This is a genomic window from Nostoc sp., from assembly GCF_036917935.1.
GTDB lineage: Bacteria > Cyanobacteriota > Cyanobacteriia > Cyanobacteriales > Nostocaceae > Nostoc.
The window spans coordinates 1-26555 of sequence record NZ_JBALEL010000061.1 but is presented as its reverse complement, the minus strand read 5'-3'; the positions used below and the strand labels follow the sequence as shown (position 1 = coordinate 26555).

Sequence of the window (26555 nt, the reverse complement as noted above, 5' to 3'; positions counted from 1 at the left end):
GGATTTAGGTGTCACCTTCTGTTAACCCAAGCGTATTGGATTTAAATCCATATTCCGTCTTAAGGTTATGTTGAGAAATCTTGTAGAGAAGTAGCAGTGCTAGGTCTCTACATTCATTTTCACTCCTATGTCTCTTTATGAGTAATTTATACGAAGTCTTGAATTACTTAGCAGTCTTAGCGGTCTTTTTGATGCCTTGCCATCTTTGTCGTAGTTGTTGCAAGTTAGGTGTATGACCACCATAACGCCAACCAACATAAGCTTGACAAATTTCATCTATTACCTCAGCAGTTGCTAGAGCATGATGCTGGTATGAAACTTTGGCATACTCTAAAGGTGTTTGTGCTGGATGTTTGCCTAAACCTTTTTGGGTTGTCCATTGCAGCATTTGTTGATAAAGGCTCTCCATCGCTGGCAATTTCTTCAACCATCTGCGGTTGCGCCACTCTCGCCACTGGCCCCAACCCAGCCAAGCGAAGAAAGCTGCTGTAGTTGCCAAGATTAAGCCAGTCAATACGCCAAACCAACCTTGAGAGAATAAAGCTAAAAACCAAGCGATCGCTCTAATCACCCACCTAAATATTGTCTCAAATACATTATTCAACAAACCCGTTACCGGAGAAGGTAGCCAGCCAGCAACCCAATGCCACAATTGGCGCAACACACTAAAAGCCTGAGTGTCTTCAATTGAGGGTGGTATCAGAGGATGATTGGGAATAGGGTCAAAGGCAAACCAACCATATTTAGGAAAATACACTTCCGTCATCGCATAAGCGTCAGTATTACGGACAACATATAACCCTGTAAATGGATTAAATTCTCCTGCACTAAACCCTGCTACCAAACGCGCTGGGATACCAATGGAACGTAGCATCACCGTGAGAACTGTCGAAAAGTGGTCTGGATAGCCTCCCTTTTGCTTAAACAAAAAAGTTTCTACCAAGTCTTCTTTTTCACTTAAATAAGGTAGTTCTAAGGGATTTTGGGGAATAGAATAGTGTTGCTTTAGGTATTGAGCTAAGTAGAGAGTCTTTTCGTATGGTGAATCCAGGCTTTTAGAAGATTTTGAGACTCCTTCCCGATTGTAGTTAGCGAGAATTTCTTCGGTACATTGCCGGACTTTATCGGCAATTTCGGGAGGAATTTGCAGATAATACTTTTTAATATGTTTTGGATAATTAGTAGAAGCTTCACCTAACAAAGTGCGATCGCGGTATGGGACTGCGGAAATTACTGTGTAGGTGAGTCCTTGTGATAATTCCACAGGCGATCGCAATCCGTCTTCTTGATCAACAGCGATCAGTGGTGTGGGAAAGTAAACTTCCTTGGGATAAGCCATCGCTGGAATTAGGTTAGGCAAATCCGACACCACTGTATAAGTTTGTACTACCTCTTGGGTTTTAACAGTAATTACGGGTGGGTAAAGAAAAATTTGGTAAGACCAAGGCGATCGCCTAACAGTCGTAACATCTTCATTCCGGGAAACCTCCCATCCCTTACCTGTATAACGGTCAAATCCTAGTACTCGCCAAAAACCCTCAGCTTGCGATCGCACCCGCATTACAACCTTGGGTTTCATCTCACCCCGCAAGTTTTGGTTTATTTGGCTATTAAAACCGTAATAAAAGTTATTATCTACTTTACCCGGTTCACCAGTTTTATTTTGTCCTGTACCACCGCTACCACTGCCTTGATTATCACCTTTGCCTTGGCGGACATAACCGGGATTGATAATACTACGTCCGGTGAAATTACCTTTTACTTGAATAGCAGAACTTACAGGAAAATTCCGCAACTGATAGCCAGGGAATCTAGGTAAAACAGCAAAAATTGCCAGTCCCAGACCGACAATTAGCAAAAAATTCAGAATTAAAAATTTAAAATTAAGAGTTGAGGAATTCTTCTGATTTAATTTTTCCTTTTGAGTTTTTAATGGCTTCAAACCTAAGCGTGAGCGGTAATCTAATATTAAAGTTGGCAGAGCGATCGCTAAAAATAACAGCAGCACAGGTGCAAATGCTAAAGTCTGACTTAGGGTTGCCGCGACACCCAATAAAATCAATCCGATAACAATCGAATAGCCCAAATTTTTGCGGCGGGGTGTATCAAAGCTATGCAACACCTGGAGTTGAATTAATAACTCTGCCAAACCCAACCGTGTATCATTTAACTCTCCCACTAATCGCCCAAAGAAAGCACCCAGTGCTACTAACATGCCGATGGCGATGCAAAATTGAACTGCAACATTGCGATCGCGGCGACGATAATAACTCCAAGTCGCACCCACTACACTCAGGGGTAACGCCCAAAAACTGAATGAAGTCTCAGCGGCAATATCCGTCGCCACAATTCCCAAAATAACCAACGCTAGCACCAGCACCCGCAATAAAATTGAATCTTCCACTTCAATCAAAGGCGAACCCTGCGGATTTTGCCGCCACAAATTACCTACAGGTATACGCCAAAACCGATTCATCCTGGATAAGTTAAACATTTGAGTTTAGTAGAAGCAATGATGTAGATGCAAAAAACACAATGCGGGGCACGTAATTACTTACCCTACTACTGTGTCAAAAAAAATGATATAGCGTTTCCTAATCAATCATAAGTAAGGTACATCATAGCCCCCTCCTCACTTGCTCTTAGGGGTTGGACTTCACTCAAGCGAGAACCGCTATAGATAGGGGGTAGAGATGGAGATACGCGGAAAATGGGTGACGAGGTGAATCGAGAAATAATCAAATACTTTCTCAATGTCCCCATGTCCCCATATCCGCGCGTCCCTGTGTCTTTGTAATAACTGCTTCTCGTAGACACCCTAATGACCGCTTGTTGAAAAATAGGATAAGCTTCAAAACCAGGAAAATCCTCTTAATATATCGGCGTTGATTGACATAGTGTGCTAGCGATGGAAATTTAAATTAAATCGTGGGATTAATCACAAACAACAACGACTGTTCGTCTATTTCTGGAAACTCAACTTCCAGAGTATAAGTTGGGTTAAGTTGCTCGCAGCCTAACTCTACATTTAAGTATCCCGAAGTCGAAGATGTTGTCATTGCTAAAGTGCCACTTCCCCGCAGCGTCAAAGTTCCTTTAACAGGTAACTCAGCTTGAACAAGTAACTTCGTAAGTTTACCTAGAGATTGGTACTCTACTCTGATGTTCAAACTACCAACACTGGTTAGCCATTGTCTTTCTACCACCGGACTGGTTGCTGAAAGTGGTAGAGTCAAATTTTCCAGCAGTTGTTTAGCTGCTAGCAACGACAAAGCCATCTGTTGACGCGGTTGTAAATCTGAGTAATCGTTCTGAATACTGGGCATTGCCTCCAGAGTATTTACAGACCGATAGCTGCTTCTTAGCACCAATCCAGCTATATCATTTAGTGCTTGAGACTCGTTGGGAAAAAAGTTCTCCACCACTTGAACTAATTTTGCCCCCAACGGCACTGAAGATGTCACCAAAGCCTGACACTGTTCTAGCAATTGCTGGAAAACTCTTTCCGGTAAGCGAGTCGGTAAGGTCAACTTCGACTGTTGTACCATCCATCCCCAGCTAGGAACGAGTGTCATTGACGGCTCATCAACAAAATCAGGATATTCGATTACTTGTGTTTCCCAGGGAAACAACGGTGGGTGGTCTTGGGCTTGAATTTGTAACCGATGCTTAAGGACAGCTTGAAAACGATCTTGCACAGTAGGAATTTCTCCCAGTTGAAAGGTCTGGGGCGTTCCTCCCAATTTTGGCTCACTGTTTTTTGAAGCAGTGGCTTCCTTGAGGAGGTTTTTTACCCCGTCATTTTCCTCACATTCTACCGATCGCTCGTTATTTTTGACATCATCTGTCAATAACCAATCGAGACACCGGTGTTGTAAGGATTCTGAGTCACTATTCATGAGTAGATGCACCTGATCCGGACACTAATGAGTTACGAATTTCCCAAGCTTGCTCAAGAATCTTAAACCATCGTTTTTGCAGTTGTGCCATTGACAGCCCTAAAGTTTTTGCTATTTTTTCATCAGCTTGTCCTTGTTGCTTCAACTCTAATAAAGACCGTTGCTTATTGTCCAGCTGTGCTGTATATATTTGCCATTGCTGGGGAGTTAAGCCCAAATTGGTATGCAGAGAAGCTTCCAGCCACTCGTGAACTAATTCCCAACGGTGCAACAGGGCAAACCGAATCAAATGATACTTAAAGCGCTGCTGCAAATAATCTCTCTGACGAGGGGTTAAACCTAAAACCGACTCAATTTCCTGTGCTGATAAATCCTGGAGGCGGAGAGAAAAGTAATCAGCGCAGTCAGATTGTTGTCGTTGTTCGAGATAATTCATTAATTCCGTAACAACAACGGAGCGCAAGGTGTCTTCTTCGGGTTCGGGTTCGGCTTGCGTTGCCATTGTGGAGCGCAATTGGTGAACTGCTGGCTCTTCCCAAGAACCATCACCTTCATTATTGCTACCTTCTGCGGCTTGTTCTATATCTACGCTGGTTTCTGGGGGCTGCTGTTGGGAAAAAGTTTGTGCCCGCAGGATAATTAACTGCTGCTGACGGCCTGGTAAGGGAATGCGTCGCTTGCCGTAGCGCTCGGTAAATGCCATATACTCCGACAATTCCAAGAGCGTCTGAGGACGATAAGTGGCACCGAGTTGATTTTCTCGCCGGAAAGCGTTCAACGCCTCTAGATAAAAACTCTGGAGGAAATCTTCAATTATCGTCAGCCGCCCTTGATAGCTCAATTGCCTCTGAGGAGGATTAATATATCGATAAATAATTGCACTCAGAGTACTGTGTAATTCGACCCTGCCCCGATTTGAACCCAACTGATAGTACCTGAGACACTGTTGCAGCCGATGCCGAGCCAGGGTCAGCGCCGAGCTTTCTACAGTTCCAGAAGCTTGAATACGTTTACTCTCATGACAAATCCGGTAGACTTCGGTGGTAATACGTCTTGCTACGTCGTGGCAATTCTGTTCCGAAGCTTTGGTTGATTGCTGAAACTCCTTGGACAGGAGTTGAAAGATCACCTCCACACCTGTAGAATTTTCTCCCAGAATAGTTGCAGATGGAATAGTTGCGGTTGCGGCTGAATTCATAGTCTCGGTTTTCAAAAGACCCTAAGTATTTAAATACAACCTGTAGGACTGTGGGTATTGGCTTTTTTGGTTTTACGTATAAGCTAAACGCAGACCAATCCTACTATTGAGGATGTGGCTGATTTTATTATTCCCAATTCTAATGGGATTGTTCACACTTGATAGATGTTATTGCCATTACCCAGGAGCCGTATACAAGTCATTATGGATTTAGAAGCACAAATTCAATTGCTGATTGACAATGCACCCCGCGATGGTATGACACCACATCTTGTTGCAGCAATTGCTCCTGCCCTTAGAGCGATCGCTCAAAAATTACGCTACTCCCAGTACTATATTCTCCAAAATTCGGAGTCAAGCTGGGTTTTAACTACGTTGAGCAATCGTGCTAATCCAGGATTGGAAAAGCGTGTTCTTTACGCTTTCCCTACCATACAGGATGTCTCTCTAATTTCCCCTGCTGGGCTTGACCCTCAAATGCTAGCTAAAATTACTCCTGTCACCCATATTTTGTTCCAAATGGTGGCATTAGAACCCGTAGATAGTATCGTTTTTTTGGAGACGCCGGGTAAGACCACTCATACTGTCGAAATTCGGCGAACTGAACTAGAAAAACTCATGCAGAAACAGTTACGACAACAGCGATCGCCTAAACAGATACCCCCTGATATTGCATAGAAAAAATTTGGATCTGGGATTTTTTAGATACAATCCCACATCCAAAATCTTAAATCTCAAATTCTTTTAAAAAAGTTTTCTAAATCAGGAAAAAAGAAATTTTTTTCTTTTCTTTACACTACGCCACTGGCTCAACTCTGGGTGAAACCTAAAATTGATTAAAAAACAGTTATTAGTGAACATTTTTCAGTTTTCAAGTTTTAGTTTCCCAGTGAACTAGAGTCCTACACTTCAGAACTTTCACATCAAAAAAAATATTTCATTATTTCTTGTAGGGTGGGCGTCTCCCCCGCCCAGTAGCCAAAAGCGGGCAAGACTTTGGCGTGAGTGCTACTTCGACCCTTCTCTATGAACGCGAACAGCGTGTCACAGACAGACGCTCTTGCTAGCTTGCTTAAGAGTAGGGGTACGAAAAAGCTCAGGGTAACGCAGGCTCGGTACAAGTCAGTCGAACACTGTCCACTCTACAAGATTAGATAATTTCTTTTTTGGAAATCCCTAAGAACTTCCAAATAAAAAACCCCACTTTCTACCTGGTAAATTGTGGGTTGAATTAAATATAAAATTGTTCTATTATGTGTTAACGCAATAGCGTCACACACCATGTCAGGTTTTCGGTGCGTTACGAAAGCCACAACACACCCTACATCTAAATCCCCACTTTCTACCTGAGAACTGATAACTGAGTTTAATAGAGGCGACTCAGTGTGTACTCAGCTATGTTAATCAATGCCTGGTGAGATTCTGAGGGTGAGAGAACTGCAAGATGTTCAATTGCCAACTTAGCATGGTGAGCAGCCAAATCTCGCGCCTGCTGTATACCTTGACTATCTTGAATTAGTGCTAATGCTTGCTCTAAATCCCCTTCTTGAGCAAACTCGCGATCAATCAGCACTTCCAAAGATGGTTTTTCGGCTAAAGCAAATAAAACGGGTGCAGTCAGATTACCACTTTTGAGATCCGACCCCACTGGTTTACCCAAGGTATCTGTTGTACTGGTGAAATCTAGAATGTCATCAACAATTTGAAATGCTATGCCAAAATGCCGACCATAGTTATACAGATGCTCAACAGTTTCTCGTGAGACTTCACTGAGCAATCCAGCTGCTTTAGAACTGTTGGCGATTAACGAAGCTGTTTTGTAATAACTCTTCTGGAGGTAAGTTTCAATAGAAATACCAGTATCAAAACGATTTAGTCCCTGCTGAATCTCCCCAGTAGCCAGATCCATAATGACTTCTGAGAGCAGTTTCACCACCTCCAAATTGTCCAAGTTTGCTAAATACCAGGACGATTGGGCAAAGAGAAAATCTCCTGCTAAGATGGCAATGCGGTTCCCGAACAAACTATGAACGGTAGGAACGCCTCGGCGCACGTCTGATTCATCTACCACATCGTCATGTACCAAGCTTGCTGTGTGAATCATTTCTGTAATCTCAGCAAGGCGGCGGTGACGCGGTGTAATGTCTTGTTCTAACATTGTTGCCCGCGATATTAGCAGGACAATTGCTGGTCTGATACGCTTTCCCCCAGCACCGAATAGATGCTCGGCTGCTGCAAACAGAATGGGGTGGCGGTTTCCAACTAGCTGTTTTAGGTTATCTGCTAGTAGTCGCAGGTCTGCTTCCACAGGGGTAAACAGGGAGGTGGCTGGGGTCATGGATGGGCGGACTCTGACTTAGGTTACGAAAGTTTACATATCCTATACTCATTTTAAGATAACCCTGTGCCAGCGCAAAGTTTTCATCAGGTAATCCCATTTTTATGAGTCTATGGGTGATAATTGAGGTTAATGATGGGTTTGTCAATAAGCAATTATGCTTTAATTTTACTATTCAGGTTTTAAATAACTTCAAACCTGAATACTCAGTACAGGTGAATAAATATCAGCTTAAATTGTGTTAAGTAGTTTCCCCTCTCACAGTTCAAAACAGAATTCAGGCAATATTACTTATTGACAAAATGGGTGCGATTTAAATTTGTCGCTAATCGGTGAGACTAAATTTCTCCAGGACTGAGGTGTAGCTCTTCAAAAAATTTGAAATTTAGCAGCCGAGTCAGCTCAAAATCCAGGGTCGTTGTGTTACGCTAAAATATAGGAATTTTAAATTTTGTCAGATATTCATACAGCCAAAGTAACTCAGCTACTAGTTGAATTTACTGATTGGGTGGTGTGAGTCTAAAATAACTAATCGTAGTTTAGATTAAGGGAATAATTCCTTTGATTTTTCCTGCGATCAGCAAAACTCGTGGTTTAGAGCTATGCGATATCCCTATGGGAAACCGCTACACGTCTTCAGCGCACGTTGAGCGCAAGCATTGCTCTTTTCACAGCAGTTTAAACAAAAATAAAGCAGATCAAGTAGACCGCTGAGAATCGTAGTTTTAGATTGCTAAACGGCAAGCTAACTGCTGTGGGATCTATGGTTTGCAAGAAGTCGCATTAGATAATAAATTCTTTGTCCGTAGAGGATTTGATCTCTATAGGTAATTCTACTATATGAAACTACAGCCATCAAGAATGCACTTGTTTGGCTGAGGTTCTACTAATTTATGGAATTTTATATTCATTTAGAAGCGTGCTAGTAGAACAATGATTTACGCGGAAGTATACCTATGATGATTTTTATTTTAGCGTCTGGATATTTGTTCACAGTCTACCTGTTATTAGCACTGGCGAAGCGAACAGGTACAAAGGCTGTTGCTACAAGTTTCCCTTTATCTGCCGAAGCGAAACACAAGCAAGAGATATCAGTAAGGACAAAGGTGACTCAAGCAGTTAATAGTCAATAGTCATTTGTCCTTCGTCCTTGGTCATTTGTTTTGATTAAAGGACTAAGGACGAAGGACTAATTAGTTTTATTGGAGTGGGAAATAGCGGTATCAGTGAAGCAAACCTCTTCAACCATTGGGGTATAGCCTAGCCACTGCACTCCTGACTGGGAAAACTGTTGCGGACAACCGCTGACGGCGAAGCGAGTTGGTAATGGTAGATGAGTATTTCTTAAGCCTAGTAAGTCTAGCTCTTGGGCACAAGCTGCCACAACATGAACAGCTGGATCAACTAACTGGACTTGAGAGGGGAGGAGCGATCGCAGTACTGGTGTAAGGTGGGGATAATGGGTACAGCCGTGGACTAAGGTGTCAATTTCCTGCTCTAATAAAGGCTCTAGGTAGGCTCGTGCTACTTCAGCAGTGTAAGGATCGTGAATGCGGTTTTGCTCAATCAGTGGCACAAACTCCGGGCATCCAACTTGCCAGACTTGGACATCAGGAGCAATCTCAAGTATAGCGTGCTTATAAGCATTACTCTTAGCTGTAGCTGGGGTGGCAATTATACCAATACGTCTTCCTAGTTGCACCGCAGCTTTTGCACCTGGTAGGATGACTCCCAAAATAGGTATGCTGAATTCTTGACGCACGGTTTCTAGAGCTAAAGCGGAACTGGTGTTACAAGCCATAATTACCATTTTTACCTGCTGCTGTTGTAGCCAGGTAATAATTTCACGCGTAAATCGTAAAATTTCTGCTTGTGAACGAATTCCGTAAGGAAGTCTAGCTGTATCCCCAAAATAAACAATTGATTCATTGGGGAGTTGCCGATAGAGTTGTCGCAGTACCGTCAGTCCACCCACACCACTATCAAAGATGCCAATTGGGGCACGTTGGGGTTCTTGATCAGAAAAATCGTCGGGATTCCCTTCAAAAATGGAAGATGAATACACAGGCAGATATAGATTTAGGTTTTGGGATTTAAAATACAGAATTTAGCAGAGAATGTCCAAATTGACCACTAAATTCTGTACGTAAAAGAAGTTTAAATACCACCTCTTTAATTAGTAATTTGTACTATATTACCTCTGCTGTAAGTATTTTAGGATGCCACGAGCGATCGCTTCTGCCATCCGATTTTGATATTCTGGTGTTCCCAATCTGGGATTATCCTCGTAACCAGTCATATAGCCTGTTTCTACCAAAATAGAAGGCATGGAGCTTTTCCTAAGAACATAGAATCTGGCTTTGCGGGTTCCCCGGTCTTTGATAGTACCGATGTTCTGGAGGATGGTCTTGCGAACTACTTCAGCCAGGGCGTAACCGCTGTCGTAATAATAGACTTCTAACCCATTGACATCAGGACGATTATCAACGGAATTAGCGTGAATACTGACAAACAAAGTCGCATTAACTCGCTTGGCAATCTCTACCCGTCCCTGAAGTTCTACGAAAAAGTCAGCATCCCGCGTTAGCACGGCTTGTACACCATTTTGCTCTAAAATTGCTCCTACCCTTTTACCAATAGGCAGGATTACATCCTTTTCTAAAAGTCCACCCAAACCAGGAGCACCTGAATCTTTTCCACCATGTCCTGGGTCAATAACTACTAGCAATTTCCCTCTGGGAGTCGAGGGGCGTGGTCGTGACTGGGAGATTGGACGGGGATTATCTGTGGGGTTTGGCAATTGACCTTGGTCTGGCGATGGCAGGGGAGGTAAAGCAATGGACGGTGTGATGCTGCTACCAGAACGTCGTAATTCTAAAGCTAAAAGCTGGTCGCCAACCTGGTTAAGTTCCCCAATTTGTACTCCGGCTGCTGGTTGAATTAAGACGGTGACAGTGTTGGATTCTTGTGGTTGCAGGCGTACCCGCAGGATAGGGCTATTCGGATTAAAAGTAGGGCCTGTGACTTTGGGAGCTAACTTAGCATTGTTGATAGTGATGCGGAACAGACCAGAAGTTCTATCCCAGCCTCCTGTAGCAGATAAAGTTTGGTCAGCTCTAATCAGCAGTTGTGTGCCATTATTAGCCAGTTGCACAGACTGAATGGTAGCGAGTGTGTTACTAGGTGATATGGGACGTGGGCTGTTATTTCCAGGAAACTGGGCAACCCCACGACTGGGTAGAACCACAAAACCACCAACACTGCTAGTGGTTGCTCGCCAATTTGGACTATTTTCATCTACCTGTAAAGTCAGGCGAACAACAGATGGGCTTGTTTGCAGTTGGGTGAACTGGATACGGCTAACACCATAGCGATTAATCGACAAATCTCGCTGCTCTAGATTTGGTGATAAAGTTGCACCAGCAATGTCGATGTTGATTGCTTTTTGATCGTTGCTACGATTTACCTGAATCCGAGGATTGCCACCACTTGTAGTAACAAAAAAACCATCACCTGTGACTTGTAATTTCTCAATTTGAGTAACCCTGGCGACAACCATTCTGTTGTTAGGTGGATTAACAGAGTCGGTTGTCACCACATTGTAAATATTCCTTGGGGGGAATGCTGGTGTAGATGTTCTCGGTGAAGTTGCTGTGGCTATAGCTTGTTCTTGTTGCCCCTCAGTATTTTTTGAGGGTAGATTTTCGGCTTCTGGCGTAGGTAATTGCACTGTCCAGCGTTCACGAAGTGTCTCCGTAGGGGATTCGCCAGTTGTAGCAACAAATTGTACTCCTTTGGGGTCTAAAGTATAACCAGGAGTGATTTCAACCACTATGCGCGTTGTTTGTTCGTCAAACTGCCCAATACGGATGGAACGAATTGCACCGCCCACCTGTTGGGTTAGCTGCGGACGGCCAAATGTGGTTCCTGGCAAATCAATTACCAAACGAGTGGGGTTAAAAATTAATTGTGCTTGGGGTTGAACATTCCCTAAAGTATTAATTTCCAGTCTGTTTTGATTGGCATCAAAACGCCAAGATTCGAGTTTCGCAGCCATTGCCGGCGACGACAGCATGAAGATGGTTCCAATAGTACTGGATAGTAACCAGCGTAATTTCACAGTCTTTTCTCCTGATTCATATTTATGGGAGCCGTCAACATCTCAACATATTGGCAAATCCTCACACCATCACCGCGCACACTTGAGTTTTGCGCTGTTATTAAGACACAGCTAATGGCGTAAAATATAGCACGCTCCTCTGATTTTGCCATGCCATTAGCTTAGATAAATTTGACTGCCAATTTTAGATTGAAGAAAAGCCGATAGCGCAGCGTTAGCGTGTCATCGAGCGTCTTTTAGATTGCCAATTTTAGGTTTATGCCAAACTAACGTCTTGCTACACTAACACTCCTTGGAGGTGATACAAATCCAAAATCCAAAATTTGCAAAGTATGAGATGACAATAACAAAGAAGCTACTCCTATCCCGCCGCAAGAATACTTAAATTGTTTTACTACTAAATTGGATAAAAATCGTAAAGATTAGATGTATTTACTCAATAATTTCGACTAAATTACTTATCTTCTCTTTAGATACTGAAGAACGCCACGAGCGATCGCTTCTGCCATTTGATTTTGGTAAGCTGAGGTTCTGAGCCTAGCCATATCCTCTCGACCAGTCATATAACCCGTTTCCACGAGAATGGAGGGCATAGAACTTTTTCTGAGGACATAAAATCTGGCTCGCCGCACTCCCCTGTCTTTGAGAGTACCAATACTTTGAAGAATGCTACTACGGACAATACGAGCTAGACTTAGACCGCTGTCATAATAATAGACTTCCAAGCCATTAACATCTGGACGACTCGCACCTGCCGAATTAGCGTGGATGCTAACAAATACATCAGCGTTAGCTCGCTCTGCTAATTGCACCCGTCCCGGAAGGGTAACAAAATAGTCAGAATCCCGCGTCATAATTACTTGTACGCCATTTTGCTGCAAAATCTGAGCAAGTCTCCTACCAATAGGTAAAATAACATCTTTTTCGCGTGCCCCCCCAATGCCCAGCGCTCCTGAGTCTTTACCGCCATGTCCGGGGTCAATAATAACTACCACTCGCCCATTGCTAACTCGGCGCTGTGGTTGTATTGAAAGCTGGGGATTTGGATTGTTTGGGTCTGGGAATGGCCCACGGTTTGGTGGTGGTAGCCCAGGTAAAGCAAAGCGGGGTCTTCCGGGGAGGGCGACAACTTGCCGAGAAGCTTGTATTGGTAGAGCCAAAAGCTGGTCGCCGATTTGCTGGGGTTGCCCAAGTTGCACCCCAGCTGCTGGCTGAACTAAAACAACCACTGTGTTGGGTGCTTGGGGTTGCAGACGTACCCGAAGAATGGGGCTATTGGCAGCAAAAGTAGGGCCTGTAACTCTGGGAGCTAACTTGGCATTGGTAATTGTGACGCGGAAGATACCTGAGGATCTATCCCAGGTTCCCGTGGCAGATAAAGTTTGGTTGGCTCTAATTAGCAGTTGTGTGCCATTATCAGCCAGTTGCACAGACTCAATTGTTGCTGGCGAGTTGTTGGCAGATGGTCTACTAGGAAAGGAAACGGCTTCTGACTGATTGTCTGAATTATTACTTCCAGGTAATCTGACAACGCGACTAGGTAAAACTACCAAACCACCGTCGTTACTATTAGTTGCTCGCCAGTCGGGGCTATTTTTATCTACCCGCAAACTTAGGCGAACGCCAGGAGGTTGGGTTTGCAATGAGGTGAATTCAACGCGGCTAATACCATGTTTGTTAACGGGTATATTACTCTGCTGCGCTAGACGTGGTGATAAAGATGCGCCAGAGATATCCACGAAGATAGTAGCGCGATCGCGGCTGCGAATTACTTGAATTCCAGGATTACCACCACTGGTACGAATGAACAACCCATCACCTGTTACTTGTAAGTTCTCAATTTGAGTCGCACCTCGTGTAGTAGTGGCAACCCTGGAAATACTAGGTTGAGGTTCAGAGTCTGGGGTAACTACACTGTAAGCGCTTCTAGGAGAAGATGCTACTTTCTCGACTTCTGGTTTAGGTAATTGCACCGTCCAGCGATCGCCAGTTGTACCAACAAATTGCACTCGTTTGGGGTCTAAAGTATAACCAGGAGTCAGTTCGACAACTATACGTGTTGTTTCTGTATCAAACTGCCCAACACGGATCGAGCGAATTCCACCGCCCACCTGTTGGGTTAGCTGCGGACGACCAAATGTAGTTCCTGGCAAATCAATTACCAGCCGAGTCGGGTTAAAAATTAGTTGTGCCTGGGGTTGAACTGCTCCTACAGTATTAATTTCCAGCCTGTTTTGATTGGCATCAAAGCGCCAAGATTCAAGTCTCGCGGCCATTACTGGCGACGATAGCATGAAGATAGTTCCAATAGTGCTGGGTAATAACCAGTGTAATTTCACAGTCCTTTCTCCTAATTCACGTTCATGGGAGCCGTCAATATCTCAACTCATTGGTAAATCATCACACCGTCACCACCTAAACTTGACTTCTGATGCCTTTTTTGATTTTGAAGCTGGTATTACAGCGCTTTTCAAGTAATTGACCTACACCACTCCCTACTCCTTACTCAGTCGTGGTTTAAATATCTAAAAACTGCTCTAAGACACACTCAAATTAGTTATTAGGTTTCATATTGAATCTAAATACCCATGCAAAATCTTCCACCTTTGAGGTGGGGGATTCGGAATTACAATCAAGCTAAAAAACTGATAATTGATAGCCGTTCAATGATAAGTGTTTGTTCTTTGTTGCCATTGATGCACTGAGTAAATAATTCCCATTACTGTCAGATGATCTAGCAATATTTATGAGTGTTACTCCCCAATTATCTGGAAAATATTTAGATAAAGGCTCACAAGCCGAGGAAGACTGAAAATAAGTAACATTTTGAATGCTGGTAGAAATTATAAACAAACGATTATTCTACAATCAGATGGGACGGAGATTTGGGAAGAGAAGTTTCCATTGCACAACTGGGAGATAGGGGAGATGAGGGAGAATTATTAAACAAGTTTCTTCCTTGTCTCTTCCCCATACCCAATCCCCCATTCCCTAATAATTAACGATCGCTAGATTCTGGGGTTACTTCCAAATTGCCACTGTCATTTGATGCTGGCACCCTTGACTGAGGTGGTTCAATTACCAACGAAGTCCCAGAAGAACCGTCTAAAATTAGTTGCTCTGAGCCTGGATCTACAGTTTTTGGATCTGGAAATACAAATCGTAACAAAGGAGGAGCTAAAAAGGTTGTCAAGATAACCATCATGATAATTGCCGCCCCTAACGGTTTCGAGAGAGCGCCACTGGCAGCGCCGACACCAGCAAACACTAACCCGACTTCGCCTCTAGGTATCATCCCCACACCGATCGCTAAACGGTTGATTTCCGGTTGACCAAACACGCTTAAACCTGTGATTACTTTACCGAGAATGGCTACTGTGATCAGGAAAGTTGCCATAATTAGACCTTCACGATTGTCGGGAATTGCTGGGTTTAACACTCCCAAATCGGTTTTTGCCCCAACAGTCACAAAGAAAATTGGCACTAACATATCGGCAATCGGACAGACTTGCTTTTGCAGTTCTTTGCGCTTATCTGTCTCTTCTAAGACTAAACCAGCCGCAAAAGCTCCTAGAATTGCTTCTAAGTGGATGACAGCGGCAAAGTATGCCATAGCAAAGGCGAAGATGAATGCTGGTATTACTAGTCCACCGCGTGTTTTGAGTTGATCAGCGATCGCTACAAAGGACTTATTGAAAACATTGCCTAGTAGGATTGCTCCCAAAATAAAACCAGTGGCGCTGATAATCAAATAAACAACTTTGCTGACATCCACCACACCATCTTTAGCTAAACTGGCAACTACCGCTAAAACGATGATTCCCAGTACATCGTCAATTACGGCAGCACCCAAAATAATCTGCCCTTCTTTAGAATTGAGTCGCCCCAATTCTGACAGCACTTTGGAAGTAATACCAATACTAGTGGCAGTCAAAGCCGCCCCGGCAAAAATTGCGGGTACAGCTGCAATACCAAACAAAGTCATTAGTCCCACAGTCCCAGCGGCAAAGGGTACTACTACCCCAACTATGGCGACGACGGTGGCTTGAATACCAACTGCCATTAAGTCTTTTAAGTTCGACTCCAAGCCGATTTCAAACAGCAAGATGATCACACCCAATTCTGCTAAAACGGAAACGACCTCGGACTGTGCTGCAAACACCCCTGGAGTGGCTTCAGGCGTTAAACCAGCTGTGGTTTGAAGGAAAGACATGATCAAAGAGTTAGAACTGTCTGTGCCGCCTTCTGGAAACACCAAAAGGTGGAAAACAGAGATGCCAACTACCACACCACCGACGAGTTCGCCTAAGACCGGCGGCAAACCCACTTGGTTTGATAACTCTCCACCAACTTTGCTGGCGAGGTAAATGATTACTAAGCTTAATAGCACTGCTGCTACTACCATTGAACTGTCTGCGGCTTGTGTTGCGCTGGCCAGCAGAGGAAAAGAGAAGCTGATTGGATCTAACAAATGCATGGGTTCTGTGAAAATCCTTCTCTTTGATTCTGACGCGTTTCTGAAAAACATCCTATGGAGACACTATTGGCATCTGTTTAAAACTTAATTTGTGCGATTTGTCAACTCAATCAAGTGCTGCCAGTAGACTTCCCAAACCGGGACTATAGACAGTCTCGGAAGTCGCAGTAAGTCAAAATCTGTAAATTTATTGTCCTGTTTTATTTGGGCTAGGGTAACGGGTTGGTGTACTCTTCGTAGTGCCCGCACATCTACAACTGCCCGTTTGCTGTCATTGAGTGCTGGATCGATATAGGGTTGACTAACTATCTCTGCTAAACCGATGACTTGCCGTTCTTTGCCTGTGTGATAAATTAACGCCAAGTCACCAGAAAGCATGGTACGTAGATGTTTCAACGCTAAAGAATTGTTGACTCCATCCCAAACTGTACTGCTGTCCCGTTCCAAATCGAAGTAGGAATAATTTTCCGGTTCAGTTTTCAGCAGCCAATACGCCACGACAAAATCTCCAAAAAGGCGAGTGTAATTTTTTTAGTTTCCAAAAATGTAACCATTTCAGCTTTTGAAGATGGCAGTGTCAAAGTAAGAACATACAAATCGTATCTAGCGATCGCACTTGAGTTGTGAAAAACTTGTGGTGGCTGTTGACTCTCAACGGCCACCAGAAGATTGCTACATAGGTTTATTAAAAACATCTGTGGATACTTTGAGGAGTGCAAATCTGATGACTAGAGCCGCTTTACCCGGTTCTCAGTTTCCATCTGGAAACTTGTGGAAAATACTGCCTTTAGCAATGCTTTTATGTGCAACTTTTGTGCTACCTGCCTTGGCAGAAGAAAAAGATAAATTGTGGCGAACCCTTAGTGTCAGTGGTCGCGGAGTAGAAACAATTCCTACAACCCTGGCACAAGTCAGTTTAGGAGTAGAGATTCAGGGAAAAACAGCACAGGAGGTACAGCAAGAAGCCGCCCAGAGGTCATCCGCTGTAGTTGCCTTTCTCAAGAGCAAAAATGTGGAAAAATTACAAACTACTGGTATCCGGCTCAACCCAGTTTACAGCTACACCAATAATGTGCAGCGGATTACAGGCTATGCTGCCAATAACACTGTGAGTTTTACTATTCCTGTTGAGCAAGCAGGAACATTATTGGATGATGCAGTGAAAGCGGGTGCAACACAAATTAACGGTATTAGTTTTGTTGCGAATGATGAAGCGATCGCATCTGCTCAAAAGCAAGCATTAAAAGAAGCTACTCAAGACGCGCGGCAGCAAGCTGATGCCGTTTTCAGCGCCTTGGGTTTTAAATCCAAAGAAGTAGTAAGCATTCAAGTCAATAATGCAACTCCACCTCGACCACCCATGTTTTTACGGGCTGAGGCTGCCAAGTCAGCTGATGCTTCCACCCCTGTTGTTGGCGGTGAACAGGAAGTAGAAGCATCGGTGACGCTGCAAATTAGTTATTAGTTATTTGTCATTGGTCATTAGTCCTTTGTTTTAACAAATGACTAATGACCAATGCCCAATTAGAAATTCTCTGGTGAAAAATCTCCGCCCGCTTCTGCATCGCGCTTAGAGCCTAATAAATCTAATTGGTCTACTCGAATACATGGTGAAGAACGGAGTATTCCACTTTGGCGATCGTTCCAGCTGTTAAACTTCAATGAACCTTTGACTCCAATTAGGCTTCCCTTATGCACATAGTTACCCGCCACTTCTGCGGTTTTGTCCCATAGTTCTAAATTAAACCAGTCAGGTTTATCGTTGTTTCGCGATCGCCGATCGACTGCTAATGTCAATTTACACACAACTTTTCCAGAATCGTAATACTTCATTTCTGGCTCGCCGCCTACACGACCGACGAGGGTGACAACATTGATACTCATACGTGTTACCTTTCAGTACAGGTGTACTCATTAATTCTGACTTTCATCATAGCGAATTGTGAAACACTTGAAAATAATGTGTTAAACAGTTAACAATATAATTGACTTGAAAAATGATACATACTACTTGGAGAAACACATAAAAGTATACGGATATACTAAGTTAGCCAGAGAATATCAAAAAATAAAGGACAGAGACATAGTAAATATTCCTGGGAATCATATAAAAATATAGTCTAATTGACTCAACTCAGGATACGAACTTTATCAAATCCGGCACGATTAACTCTTACCGTTGTAGTCAAAAAGTATCGCATATAGGGGGTTTACAGACGCGTGGGTATTTTTAGGAACTTTCGCACATCATGGGATATGGGTATCGACCTCGGTACCGCAAACACCCTGGTTTATGTATCTGGTAAAGGTATTGTACTACAAGAACCTTCTGTAGTTGCTATCGATGTCAACGAAAAGGTGGCATTAGCAGTAGGAGAAGAAGCCAAAAAAATGCTCGGTCGTACACCTGGAAATGTGATTGCCCTCCGCCCTTTGCGGGATGGTGTAATTGCTGATTTCGAGATAGCCGAGCTGATGCTAAAAAGCTTTATTCAGCGTGTAAATGAAGGTAGGTCTTTGATTTTACCCCGGATTGTCATTGGGATTCCCAGTGGTGTCACAGGAGTAGAAAGGCGAGCTGTGATGGATGCAGCTCACCAAGCAGGAGCAAGAAAAGTGTATTTAATCGATGAACCCGTAGCTGCGGCTATTGGTGCAGGATTACCTGTTGCCGAACCCACTGGCAACATGATCATCGATATTGGTGGTGGGACAACAGAAGTTGCAGTGCTGAGTCTTCAGGGTACAGTGATTAGCGAATCAGTACGCATTGCTGGAGATGAACTGACTGATGCAATCATTCAGTATATTAAGAAAGTTCATAATTTAGTCATTGGTGAACGTACTGCTGAGGACATCAAGATTCGGCTTGGTTCTGCCTATCCGACTCATGATGATAACGACGCCATGATGGAAGTCCGAGGCTTACACCTGCTTTCTGGTCTACCGCGAACTGTAACAATCAAAGCCCCAGAAATTCGTGAAAGCATGTTGGAACCGCTATCAGTAATTATCGAAGCTGTGAAGCGGACACTGGAACGCACACCGCCAGAACTGGCAGCAGACATTATTGACAGAGGTATTATGTTAGCTGGTGGTGGTGCTTTGCTCAAAGGCATAGATACCCTGATTAGCCATGAAACAGGGATTATTACCCACATTGCTGCTGATCCTTTGAGCTGTGTTGTGCTGGGAACAGGTCGTGTGTTAGAAAACTTTAAACAGTTGGAACGAGTTGTCACCGAAAGCTCTCGCAATATGTAGCAAAAAAAATATCAGACTTGAGTTCTATTTGAGTTCTATTTGGGTTCTATATAAATAGAACTCAAATAGAACTTAATTCGTATAAGTATACAAAGGTATATATGGTTACAATACGGCGTTGGTGGGATCGTAAAGGGTTACAAATTGGGTTGTTAGCTTTAATAGTTGGTAGTGCTTGGATATTGCGACAGACTCAAGGTGAGTTGGTGCTTGAGACATACCAGGCAATTACCCGTCCGTTAGAGATGTTGCAGTCAGGGCCAACTCCAGAAGAACGTCTCAGAGATGCCCGGATATTGGAATTGCAAACCCGTATAGTAGATTTGGAAAGTCAAAAGACAAAGCTACAAGATTTATTGGGCTATGTGGAAAAAGAGCCACTGGCATCACGGCCAATTCCGGCACGGGTGGTAGGACGTAGTGCTGACCAGTGGTGGCAACAAGTTACCCTGAATCGCGGTGTGAATGCAGGGATTCAGGAAGGCTTCATAGTCAAGGCAGAAGGCGGATTAGTGGGTTTGGTGGAAAGTGTAACTCCCAATACTAGCCGCGTGTTGTTAATCAGTGACCTCAAGAGTCAAGTGGGTGTATCAGTTAGCCGCACGGCAGCTAAAGGCGTTTTGCGAGGAGATTCTTCTGCTGAAGCAGTGCTGGAGTTTTATGAAAAAGTTCCAAATGTCAAGGTAGGAGATTTAGTTTCCACATCTACTTATAGTCAGAAATTTCCATCTGGCTTGGCAGTAGGACGAATCAAGTCACTGGATTTAAAGAAACTTCCGGCATCAGTAGCGAAAATTGAGCTTTTTCCGCCAATCCGCTCTCTCGATTGGGTAGCTGTTTATCCAAAGCCAGAAAATCAAGAGTCGGCAAATCAAGTGCCACAAAAGTCTAAGTAAATTCTTTGAAAAAATCCATATAAAAATGAAGATTCCTGCATTTGGTGGTAGCAGGCAGAAAAAGCCAAAATCGTCAGAGCGAAAATCGAAATTCCAAATCCAGCCGCTTGCTCGTTGGCATCCTGGTGTACGTCAGCTGTTGGGTTGGATAGTGACGGCTAGTTCAGTACTGTTATGTTTATTATTATTGCCAACCCGGTTCCCAGGTATGGAATTGTTGGGAATTGGCCCTAACTGGCTGTTAATTTGGGTGGTAGCTTGGAGTGTGAAGCGGACGGTGTTTGCCGGAGCTTTGGCAGGTATAGTTCTGGGGCTACTTCAAGATTCAATGACATCACCTAACCCGACTCATGCCCTGAGTTTAGGGATAGTGGGAGTTTTAACTGGTTTGCTTCAGAAACAGCGTTTTATCGAAGAAGATTTTATTTCGATTGCTGTAATTGTCTTTGTTATGGCAGTTTTAGCAGAAACTATTTTTGGGTTGCAATTAACTTTGCTAGGTAATGAGCGTAAGGTGACAGATATTTGGACATATTACCAGCGTGTCGCTCTTGCCTCTGCCATTCTTAGTAGTCTGTGGGCACCTGTCGTTTATTATCCCCTGAATCTTTGGTGGCAGCGGATGAAATTGTTGGAGCAATAGTAAAGGAAGTTAGGAGTTAAGAAGGGGATAGGTGACAGTCAAGAAAATTATCTTCTGTACCCAGTCCCTGTAACCTAAATTTTTATGGACTTTGGGCAACCTCTGGCAATATGGATTCAAGTTACAGTGAACATCAAATGCAGATGCTGGACATGGACAGCGAACGCTAATGCGATCAATAGCGTAAGCAAAATATTAGAGGGTTTGTAGTAAGCACTAAAGTGCTTAGAAAATAAGGACTTTAGTCCTTACTACGTGCCTCTACTTATTTTTCAGCCAGAATCGCGTAAATTTCCCGTTTAACTTGCTCTAAAAGCTCACGCACCCGATTTATTCGCTCCATATTGCCACTACGAGCAACCTGCACCACCGCAGCAGCTAGTTCTGTGGCGGCATTCCGCAACTCAATAAACTCTTGGGGCTTACCTGTCACAAAACTTTTGAAGGTATCCCAAGGAGAGTCTGAAGGTTCTTGTTGGGCACGTTCTGCTAATAATTGTCTACCCTCATCCGTAATCGTGTAAATCCGCTTGCCACCTTCCTGTGCGCTCTTGAGATAACCACCTTCTTCCAGCAATTGGAGTGTTGGATACACTGAGCCAGGACTGAGGCGACGGAAACCACCATAGCGAGTTTCCATCTCTTTAATCAGGTCGTAACCATGACTAGGATGCTCGGATAACAATTCCAGCAGGATGAACTTGATGTCACCCCGACGAGTCCGGTATTCATCTCCCCAACCACGACCAAACATTTCATTGCCAAGGTGTTTCTCATGATGTCTACCATGATGGTTGCCATGCCCAAACCAAGACCTGACAAGCAATGAATCCTCTTCGCTAACTCCTGCCCATGCAGGTGCGCCAAAACGTGACCGAAAATGTCTAAACATAAGTGAATCTCAAATCAACTTTCTCTAATATACGATATATCGGAATATATCGCGATATATCGGAATAGAATTTTGATGAAGATTTGTGACGTAAGCAGCTACGATTAGCTAGTCGAAGCTGTTCAAATAGCTAAGAGTCTGCACTTGTTGGACAAAAGACTCTACCCATTGCAAATATTGCAAACCGGCAACTACTGCGGTGTTGTTATGATCTGCTCCTGGAACCAACAATAGTTGCTTTGGTTCGGGAGCAACGGCATACAGTTTTTCGCTCATGAAAGAGGGTACAGTCGAATCAACAGCGCCATGAATGAATAAAACTGGCATTTTTAAATTTGGCAATTTTTTAACAGATTCAAACCGCTGTGTCAAAATTAAATCCACAGGAAACATCCAAAACATATTTCGATAAGTGATTAAATCGCGGATGGATGTAAAAGAACTTTCCACAATTAAACCAGCGGCTTGTGGGTGTTTCACTGCCAAATCGATAGCTATTGCACCCCCTAGAGAATGTCCATAAATAAAAATTTGGCTGGGTGGAATCTCTTGTTGCTGCACCAAGTAATTCCAAACTGTCGCTGCATCTTCATAAACCCGCTTTTCATTGGGAAAGCTGCCTTCACTGCGACCATAACCCCGATAATCAATCAGTAATACCGAAAACCCTAGCTGATGAAACCGATTGGCATGAGTTACATTTGCGCCAATATTGATCCCATTACCGTGTAAGTATAGCAACACCTTAGCATTGGGTTGCTTGGCTTTTATCCACCAACCGTGGATGTGTTCTACCTTGCCTGTTTTAACTGGTACAGCTAACCAAATCTCGTCGTAAGGGAGATTAAAAAACTCTGGTGTCTTTTCAATAACAGCAGAGGGAAAGAAAATGAACCGAGGTTGCCCAATAAAAAGAAATAGACAGATTGCACAGTAGAGGAACGCTGCAATTATTCCAGCCCAGAGTAGCCATTGGGAAAATACTTGTATTAGAAATTTAAGTCTGTTAATTTTCATACCCGATTTTCTGATTTTCAAGGTATGCATTATTACAACAAATATACGTATGCATAGCTGCCTTAGCATTTTAGAATATAGGATTAAGCCATTATCAAAAAAATTTACCCGAAAATCAAATATTCAGTAAATTTACGTATGCAGATTGAAGTCTTCTCAATGAATAGTAGAATTAGGCCATAGAGGAAAAGACTGTGACGCTCTTAAACGAAGCTCAAGTAGAGCAACTAAAAGAAATAACCAGACGCTTGCGACAAGTAAGACAAGAAAAATCCATCCGCATAGAAGAAATAGCCTCTCAAACAAAAATTCGAGCAGGTATTTTGCAAGCTTTAGAAGAAGAGAGATTTGAAGAATTGCCTGAGCCGATTTTTCTTCAAGGATTCATCCGTCGTTATGGAGATGCTTTAGGGCTGGATGGAAATGCTTTATCGTACAACCTTATAACCAATGTTGTGTGTCAAGACTCCAAAAATGCTCATAAGAATTCAGACAACAAACAAAATACATACATACCTCTTGTTCTGACCTATATTTTATTATTGGTCGGTGCATCTGCTGGTCTTCTTCATACACTTAATCCACGACTGACAGCTGAATCTCTGACTCCAGAAAACAATAATCAACAGTCAATAGTCAGTAATCAGACTAACAAACAGGACAAAGGAAGGGAGGAGAAGTGGCGTGGTCAATTGGAAAACAGAGAAAATCTAAATAACCTTGGAGTTACGTTTCTCCTAACTCGGATTATGCCGCTCAGTTCCTTGGTGGGACAGTAATTTTGAGATTACTTGGTGGACATTAGGCATTAGGGGTAGTGTTACGGAAGCTGTCACCAGGGGCAAAGTAGCCCGTAAGTACTATGAGACAACCGTTTCAGCTTTTATGATGATTTTGGCACGGTGATGCCAATTAGCAGTATTTGGCATCACCGTGCCAAAACGGGAAAATTGTACGCGCTTGGCTGAAAGCTTTGCCCAGCAAGCATCTTAGCTACTCGTTTTTGACAGCACCTGTGAGTGGCTGTTGACCCTCAGTTTGTTGGTGCAGAGTATTCATACTACTCTGCACCAACTGGAAAGACGTTAGCAAGTTGGCTAGTCTTGAATGAGGGATAGAGGTGTGGCATTTGCTGAAAACAACGTATTTTCATGGCGTTGGGTTAGTCTCAATTCCAAGCGCGTACAATTTTCACAAATTTGCACGGTGATGCCAAGTTTCTAAAGTGGATCGAAAACTTGGACTTGATTTAATGCGGCAAGCTAGAGACGCTAGTAAACAATGTCCTGCGTTGATACAAGAATTGAAACGGCTACAAGCAGCATAAGCACCGTGTCCAATTAAAAGCGGCTACTTTTTGGCATTCAGCCGCAGATTAACCCAACAAGAGCGATCGCTGCTTGGGCGGAAAACATATTTATCAATTTATATAAACTAAACTGTTCAGTTTGCCCCTGGTTGCAGCTACCTTCACACTACCCCGGGTTGCCTTGCGTGTCGTTACATCCGCCACGGCCCCAACGAATCCCGCCGAATCCGCTGCCAGTGCCGTCGATCTTCTCCATAAAAGTTGTACCCGATATCCGTAGCTTGAGCGTTCCATGTCCCCACGGTTGTCCGCGAACGTCGGCCCACTCCCCATCAATGATATTGCCGTTTCGCGTACCTTTGAACACGTTCGTCCAGGAACGACCGTCGTCACCGCTCATTCGTTTATTTTGCCTAGATATTCTCAATAAGGATGGCCAATTGAGAAAAGACTTGCTATGGTTGATTTTTAAGAGTTTGTATTACATCGAACTCAGGTGGAATTAGAGCCGAAAAGTCTTTTCAATTCATGGATCGCACTGGGAGCAATGCTCTAACAGTGAGGTGGGGAAGCAGGGGGAGAGAAAGAAATAAGTGTATTGAAGACTAATTCAGTAGTAAAAAATACTAAAATTTTCTATTCACTCCCCCTGCTACCGAAGCTATTTTCACGATGATCTCACTTTTTCGCGTAGCCATTTTAAAGTTTAGATGAACTTACTCCTTGTTTAGGCGGGGATGTCCTCAGCTTGTATTGATAAAATTTACTTATGTATTTTGGCAAAAATTCCTATCACATAATGATTTGTAAGACAAGAAGAAAATGTGTTTTCATCAACAAACACACAGAACTACATCTGACATAGAAACTTTAATAAGTGAAACAAATATATTCCGACAAACGATAAAGTTAATATCATGTTAAATGAATGATGTATAAAATTAGACAAAAAGCTACATATTGAAGATTTGGTGAAGCATCTCTCAACTCTGGGACAGGAGATTTTGGCTACGTAGACTTGGAACGAGGCAGCTTTGAACCCGTGGCTTTTTGTCCGGGATATATGCCTAGTTGTGCGTATCGTCGGAATTTCCCAAGCTAGGCACAACTTGACTTTTAGTGGGTTGCCCTTAGATGAGAAATTGCAACAAAAAAACGTCGAACCTCGGTGTGGGTTACTGGTGATTGATTTGCGGAGTGGAGATATTGTGCATTCCCTGCGAATGGAGGGGGTGGTACTGGAATTATATGATGTGGTGGCACTTTCTGGGGTGCGTCGTCCAATGGCCATCGGCTTTAAAAGTGATGAGATTCGATGGATGGTGACGATGGGATGAGTAAAAAGGGGAAATTTCCCCTTTTCAGGCAGATAAACAAGACAAGCAAAATCATAAGGAGAATCAACAACAATGGCTAATGCAGTTTTAAATTTATCTGACCTTAACGGCAGCAATGGGTTTGTGATTAACGGCATTGATGCTTATGACCAATCAGGCCATTCTGTCAGCAGTGCGGGAGACATCAACCGCGACGGCTTCGATGACCTGATTATTGGGGCACGATATGCCGACCCCAACGGTGAGACTAATGCCGGGGAGAGCTACGTGGTCTTTGGCAGCAATAGTGCTTTTGATGCCCAACTCAACCTCTCCTCACTCAATGGCAGCAATGGCTTTGTGATTAACGGCATTTATGCTTATGACCAATCAGGCTATTCTGTCAGCAGTGCGGGGGATATCAACGGCGACGGCTTCGATGACCTGATTATCGGGGCACTACCCCGATATGCCAACGGTCAGGATCGTGCCGGGTCAAGCTACGTGGTGTTTGGCAGCAATAGTGGCTTTGATGCCCAACTCAACCTCTCCTCACTAAATGGCAGCAATGGCTTTGTGATTAACGGCATTGATGCGGGTGACAGATCAGGCGGTTCTGTCAGCAGTGCGGGGGATATCAACGGCGACGGCTTCGATGACCTGATTATCGGGGTACCAAGTGCCGAGAATTATGCCGGGTCAAGCTACGTGGTGTTTGGCAGCAATAGTGGCTTTGATGCCCAACTCAACCTCTCCTCACTAAATGGCAGCAATGGCTTTGTGATTAACGGCATTGATGCGGGTGACAGATCAGGCGGTTCTGTCAGCAGTGCGGGGGATATCAACGGCGACGGCTTCGATGACCTGATTATCGGGGTACCAAGTGCCGAGAATTATGCCGGGTCAAGCTACGTGGTGTTTGGCAGCAATAGTGGCTTTGATGCCCAACTCAACCTCTCCTCACTCAATGGCAGCAATGGCTTTGTGATTAACGGCATTGATGCGCGTGACTTCTCAGGCGGTTCTGTCAGCAGTGCGGGGGACATTAACGGCGACGGCTTCGATGACCTGATTATCGGGGCAAATGGTGTCGAGAATTATGCCGGGTCAAGCTACGTGGTGTTTGGCAGCAATAGTGGCTTTGATGCCCAACTCAACCTCTCCTCACTCAATGGCAGCAATGGCT

General features: G+C 43.7%; 20 protein-coding genes and 1 pseudogene. 9 read left to right on the top strand and 12 right to left on the bottom strand.

What is annotated here, in order from left to right; genetic code table 11:
- Positions 1–163: 163 nt before the first annotated feature.
- The 3 genes from V7K62_RS26540 to hetZ all read right to left on the bottom strand — a co-directional run bounded on the left by V7K62_RS26540 (position 164) and on the right by hetZ (position 5097).
- Positions 164–2476 (bottom strand): transglutaminase TgpA family protein, encoded by a 2313-nt coding sequence (locus V7K62_RS26540; protein WP_334869402.1) that lies wholly within the window; start codon positions 2474–2476, stop codon positions 164–166.
- A 445-nt stretch (positions 2477–2921) separates the two neighbouring features.
- Entirely contained in the window at positions 2922–3899 is a 978-nt protein-coding gene (locus V7K62_RS26535; protein ID WP_334869400.1) for a PatU, read from the bottom strand.
- Entirely contained in the window at positions 3892–5097 is a 1206-nt protein-coding gene (hetZ, locus tag V7K62_RS26530) for a heterocyst differentiation protein HetZ (RefSeq protein ID WP_334869398.1), read from the bottom strand. The genes V7K62_RS26535 and hetZ overlap by 8 nt, the downstream gene beginning before the upstream one ends.
- Before the next feature lie 204 nt (positions 5098–5301).
- Here hetZ and V7K62_RS26525 point away from each other — a divergent pair, with 204 nt between their 5' ends.
- Entirely contained in the window at positions 5302–5775 is a 474-nt protein-coding gene (locus V7K62_RS26525; RefSeq protein WP_334869396.1) for a hypothetical protein, read from the top strand.
- Between the two features lie 688 nt (positions 5776–6463).
- On the opposite strand, the gene sds is transcribed toward V7K62_RS26525, so the two are convergent.
- The gene (gene sds / locus V7K62_RS26520) at positions 6464–7435 is read right to left on the bottom strand and encodes a solanesyl diphosphate synthase (protein ID WP_334869394.1); all 972 of its coding nucleotides are present in this window, start codon (positions 7433–7435) and stop codon (positions 6464–6466) included.
- Between the two features lie 956 nt (positions 7436–8391).
- Here sds and V7K62_RS26515 point away from each other — a divergent pair.
- Positions 8392–8568 carry a hypothetical protein gene (locus tag V7K62_RS26515; protein ID WP_334869392.1) on the top strand — a complete coding sequence of 59 codons (177 nt, stop codon included), beginning with the start codon at positions 8392–8394 and terminating at the stop codon, positions 8566–8568.
- Between the two features lie 56 nt (positions 8569–8624).
- Here V7K62_RS26515 and murI read toward each other — a convergent pair whose 3' ends face one another.
- The 5 genes from murI to V7K62_RS26490 all read right to left on the bottom strand — a co-directional run bounded on the left by murI (position 8625) and on the right by V7K62_RS26490 (position 16530).
- The gene (murI, locus tag V7K62_RS26510; protein WP_334869390.1) at positions 8625–9500 is read right to left on the bottom strand and encodes a glutamate racemase; all 876 of its coding nucleotides are present in this window, start codon (positions 9498–9500) and stop codon (positions 8625–8627) included.
- A 129-nt stretch (positions 9501–9629) separates the two neighbouring features.
- Positions 9630–11555, bottom strand: a complete 1926-nt coding sequence (locus V7K62_RS26505) for an N-acetylmuramoyl-L-alanine amidase (RefSeq protein ID WP_334869388.1) — start codon at positions 11553–11555, stop codon at positions 9630–9632.
- A gap of 458 nt (positions 11556–12013) precedes the next feature.
- Positions 12014–13894, bottom strand: coding sequence for an N-acetylmuramoyl-L-alanine amidase (locus V7K62_RS26500; protein WP_334869386.1), 1881 nt, complete (start codon positions 13892–13894; stop codon positions 12014–12016).
- Between the two features lie 659 nt (positions 13895–14553).
- Positions 14554–16032 (bottom strand): cation:proton antiporter, encoded by a 1479-nt coding sequence (locus tag V7K62_RS26495; protein ID WP_334869384.1) that lies wholly within the window; start codon positions 16030–16032, stop codon positions 14554–14556.
- 84 nt (positions 16033–16116) lie between these two features.
- Positions 16117–16530 carry an EVE domain-containing protein gene (locus V7K62_RS26490; RefSeq protein WP_334869382.1) on the bottom strand — a complete coding sequence of 138 codons (414 nt, stop codon included), beginning with the start codon at positions 16528–16530 and terminating at the stop codon, positions 16117–16119.
- 226 nt (positions 16531–16756) lie between these two features.
- Between V7K62_RS26490 and V7K62_RS26485 the strand changes: the two genes are divergently transcribed.
- Positions 16757–17497, top strand: a complete 741-nt coding sequence (locus tag V7K62_RS26485) for an SIMPL domain-containing protein (protein WP_334869424.1) — start codon at positions 16757–16759, stop codon at positions 17495–17497.
- A gap of 59 nt (positions 17498–17556) precedes the next feature.
- Here the strand turns inward: V7K62_RS26485 and V7K62_RS26480 are convergent, their stop codons facing one another.
- A complete protein-coding gene (locus tag V7K62_RS26480; protein ID WP_334869381.1) occupies positions 17557–17916 on the bottom strand; it encodes a single-stranded DNA-binding protein in 360 nt (119 codons plus the stop codon).
- Positions 17917–18288: 372 nt separating this feature from the next.
- Here V7K62_RS26480 and V7K62_RS26475 point away from each other — a divergent pair, with 372 nt between their 5' ends.
- The 3 genes from V7K62_RS26475 (at position 18289) to mreD (ending at position 20835) form a co-directional block, all read left to right on the top strand.
- The gene (locus tag V7K62_RS26475; RefSeq protein ID WP_334869422.1) at positions 18289–19296 is read left to right on the top strand and encodes a rod shape-determining protein; all 1008 of its coding nucleotides are present in this window, start codon (positions 18289–18291) and stop codon (positions 19294–19296) included.
- A gap of 101 nt (positions 19297–19397) precedes the next feature.
- Positions 19398–20192 carry a rod shape-determining protein MreC gene (mreC, locus tag V7K62_RS26470; RefSeq protein WP_334869379.1) on the top strand — a complete coding sequence of 265 codons (795 nt, stop codon included), beginning with the start codon at positions 19398–19400 and terminating at the stop codon, positions 20190–20192.
- A 25-nt stretch (positions 20193–20217) separates the two neighbouring features.
- Positions 20218–20835: a rod shape-determining protein MreD gene (gene mreD / locus V7K62_RS26465; RefSeq protein WP_334869377.1), complete on the top strand. Its 618-nt coding sequence runs from the start codon at positions 20218–20220 to the stop codon at positions 20833–20835.
- A 265-nt stretch (positions 20836–21100) separates the two neighbouring features.
- Here the strand turns inward: mreD and V7K62_RS26460 are convergent, their stop codons facing one another.
- Positions 21101–21727 (bottom strand): PadR family transcriptional regulator, encoded by a 627-nt coding sequence (locus V7K62_RS26460; RefSeq protein ID WP_334869375.1) that lies wholly within the window; start codon positions 21725–21727, stop codon positions 21101–21103.
- Between the two features lie 108 nt (positions 21728–21835).
- Positions 21836–22744 carry an alpha/beta hydrolase gene (locus tag V7K62_RS26455; protein ID WP_334869373.1) on the bottom strand — a complete coding sequence of 303 codons (909 nt, stop codon included), beginning with the start codon at positions 22742–22744 and terminating at the stop codon, positions 21836–21838.
- 194 nt (positions 22745–22938) lie between these two features.
- Between V7K62_RS26455 and V7K62_RS26450 the strand changes: the two genes are divergently transcribed.
- From V7K62_RS26450 to V7K62_RS26440, 3 genes and pseudogenes are all read left to right on the top strand, one after another.
- A complete protein-coding gene (locus V7K62_RS26450) occupies positions 22939–23523 on the top strand; it encodes a helix-turn-helix domain-containing protein (protein WP_334869371.1) in 585 nt (194 codons plus the stop codon).
- A gap of 1564 nt (positions 23524–25087) precedes the next feature.
- Positions 25088–25390 (top strand): DUF4915 domain-containing protein, encoded by a 303-nt coding sequence (locus V7K62_RS26445; RefSeq protein WP_334869369.1) that lies wholly within the window; start codon positions 25088–25090, stop codon positions 25388–25390.
- 72 nt (positions 25391–25462) lie between these two features.
- Positions 25463–26555, top strand: a pseudogene (locus V7K62_RS26440) (hypothetical protein); the annotation flags it as partial.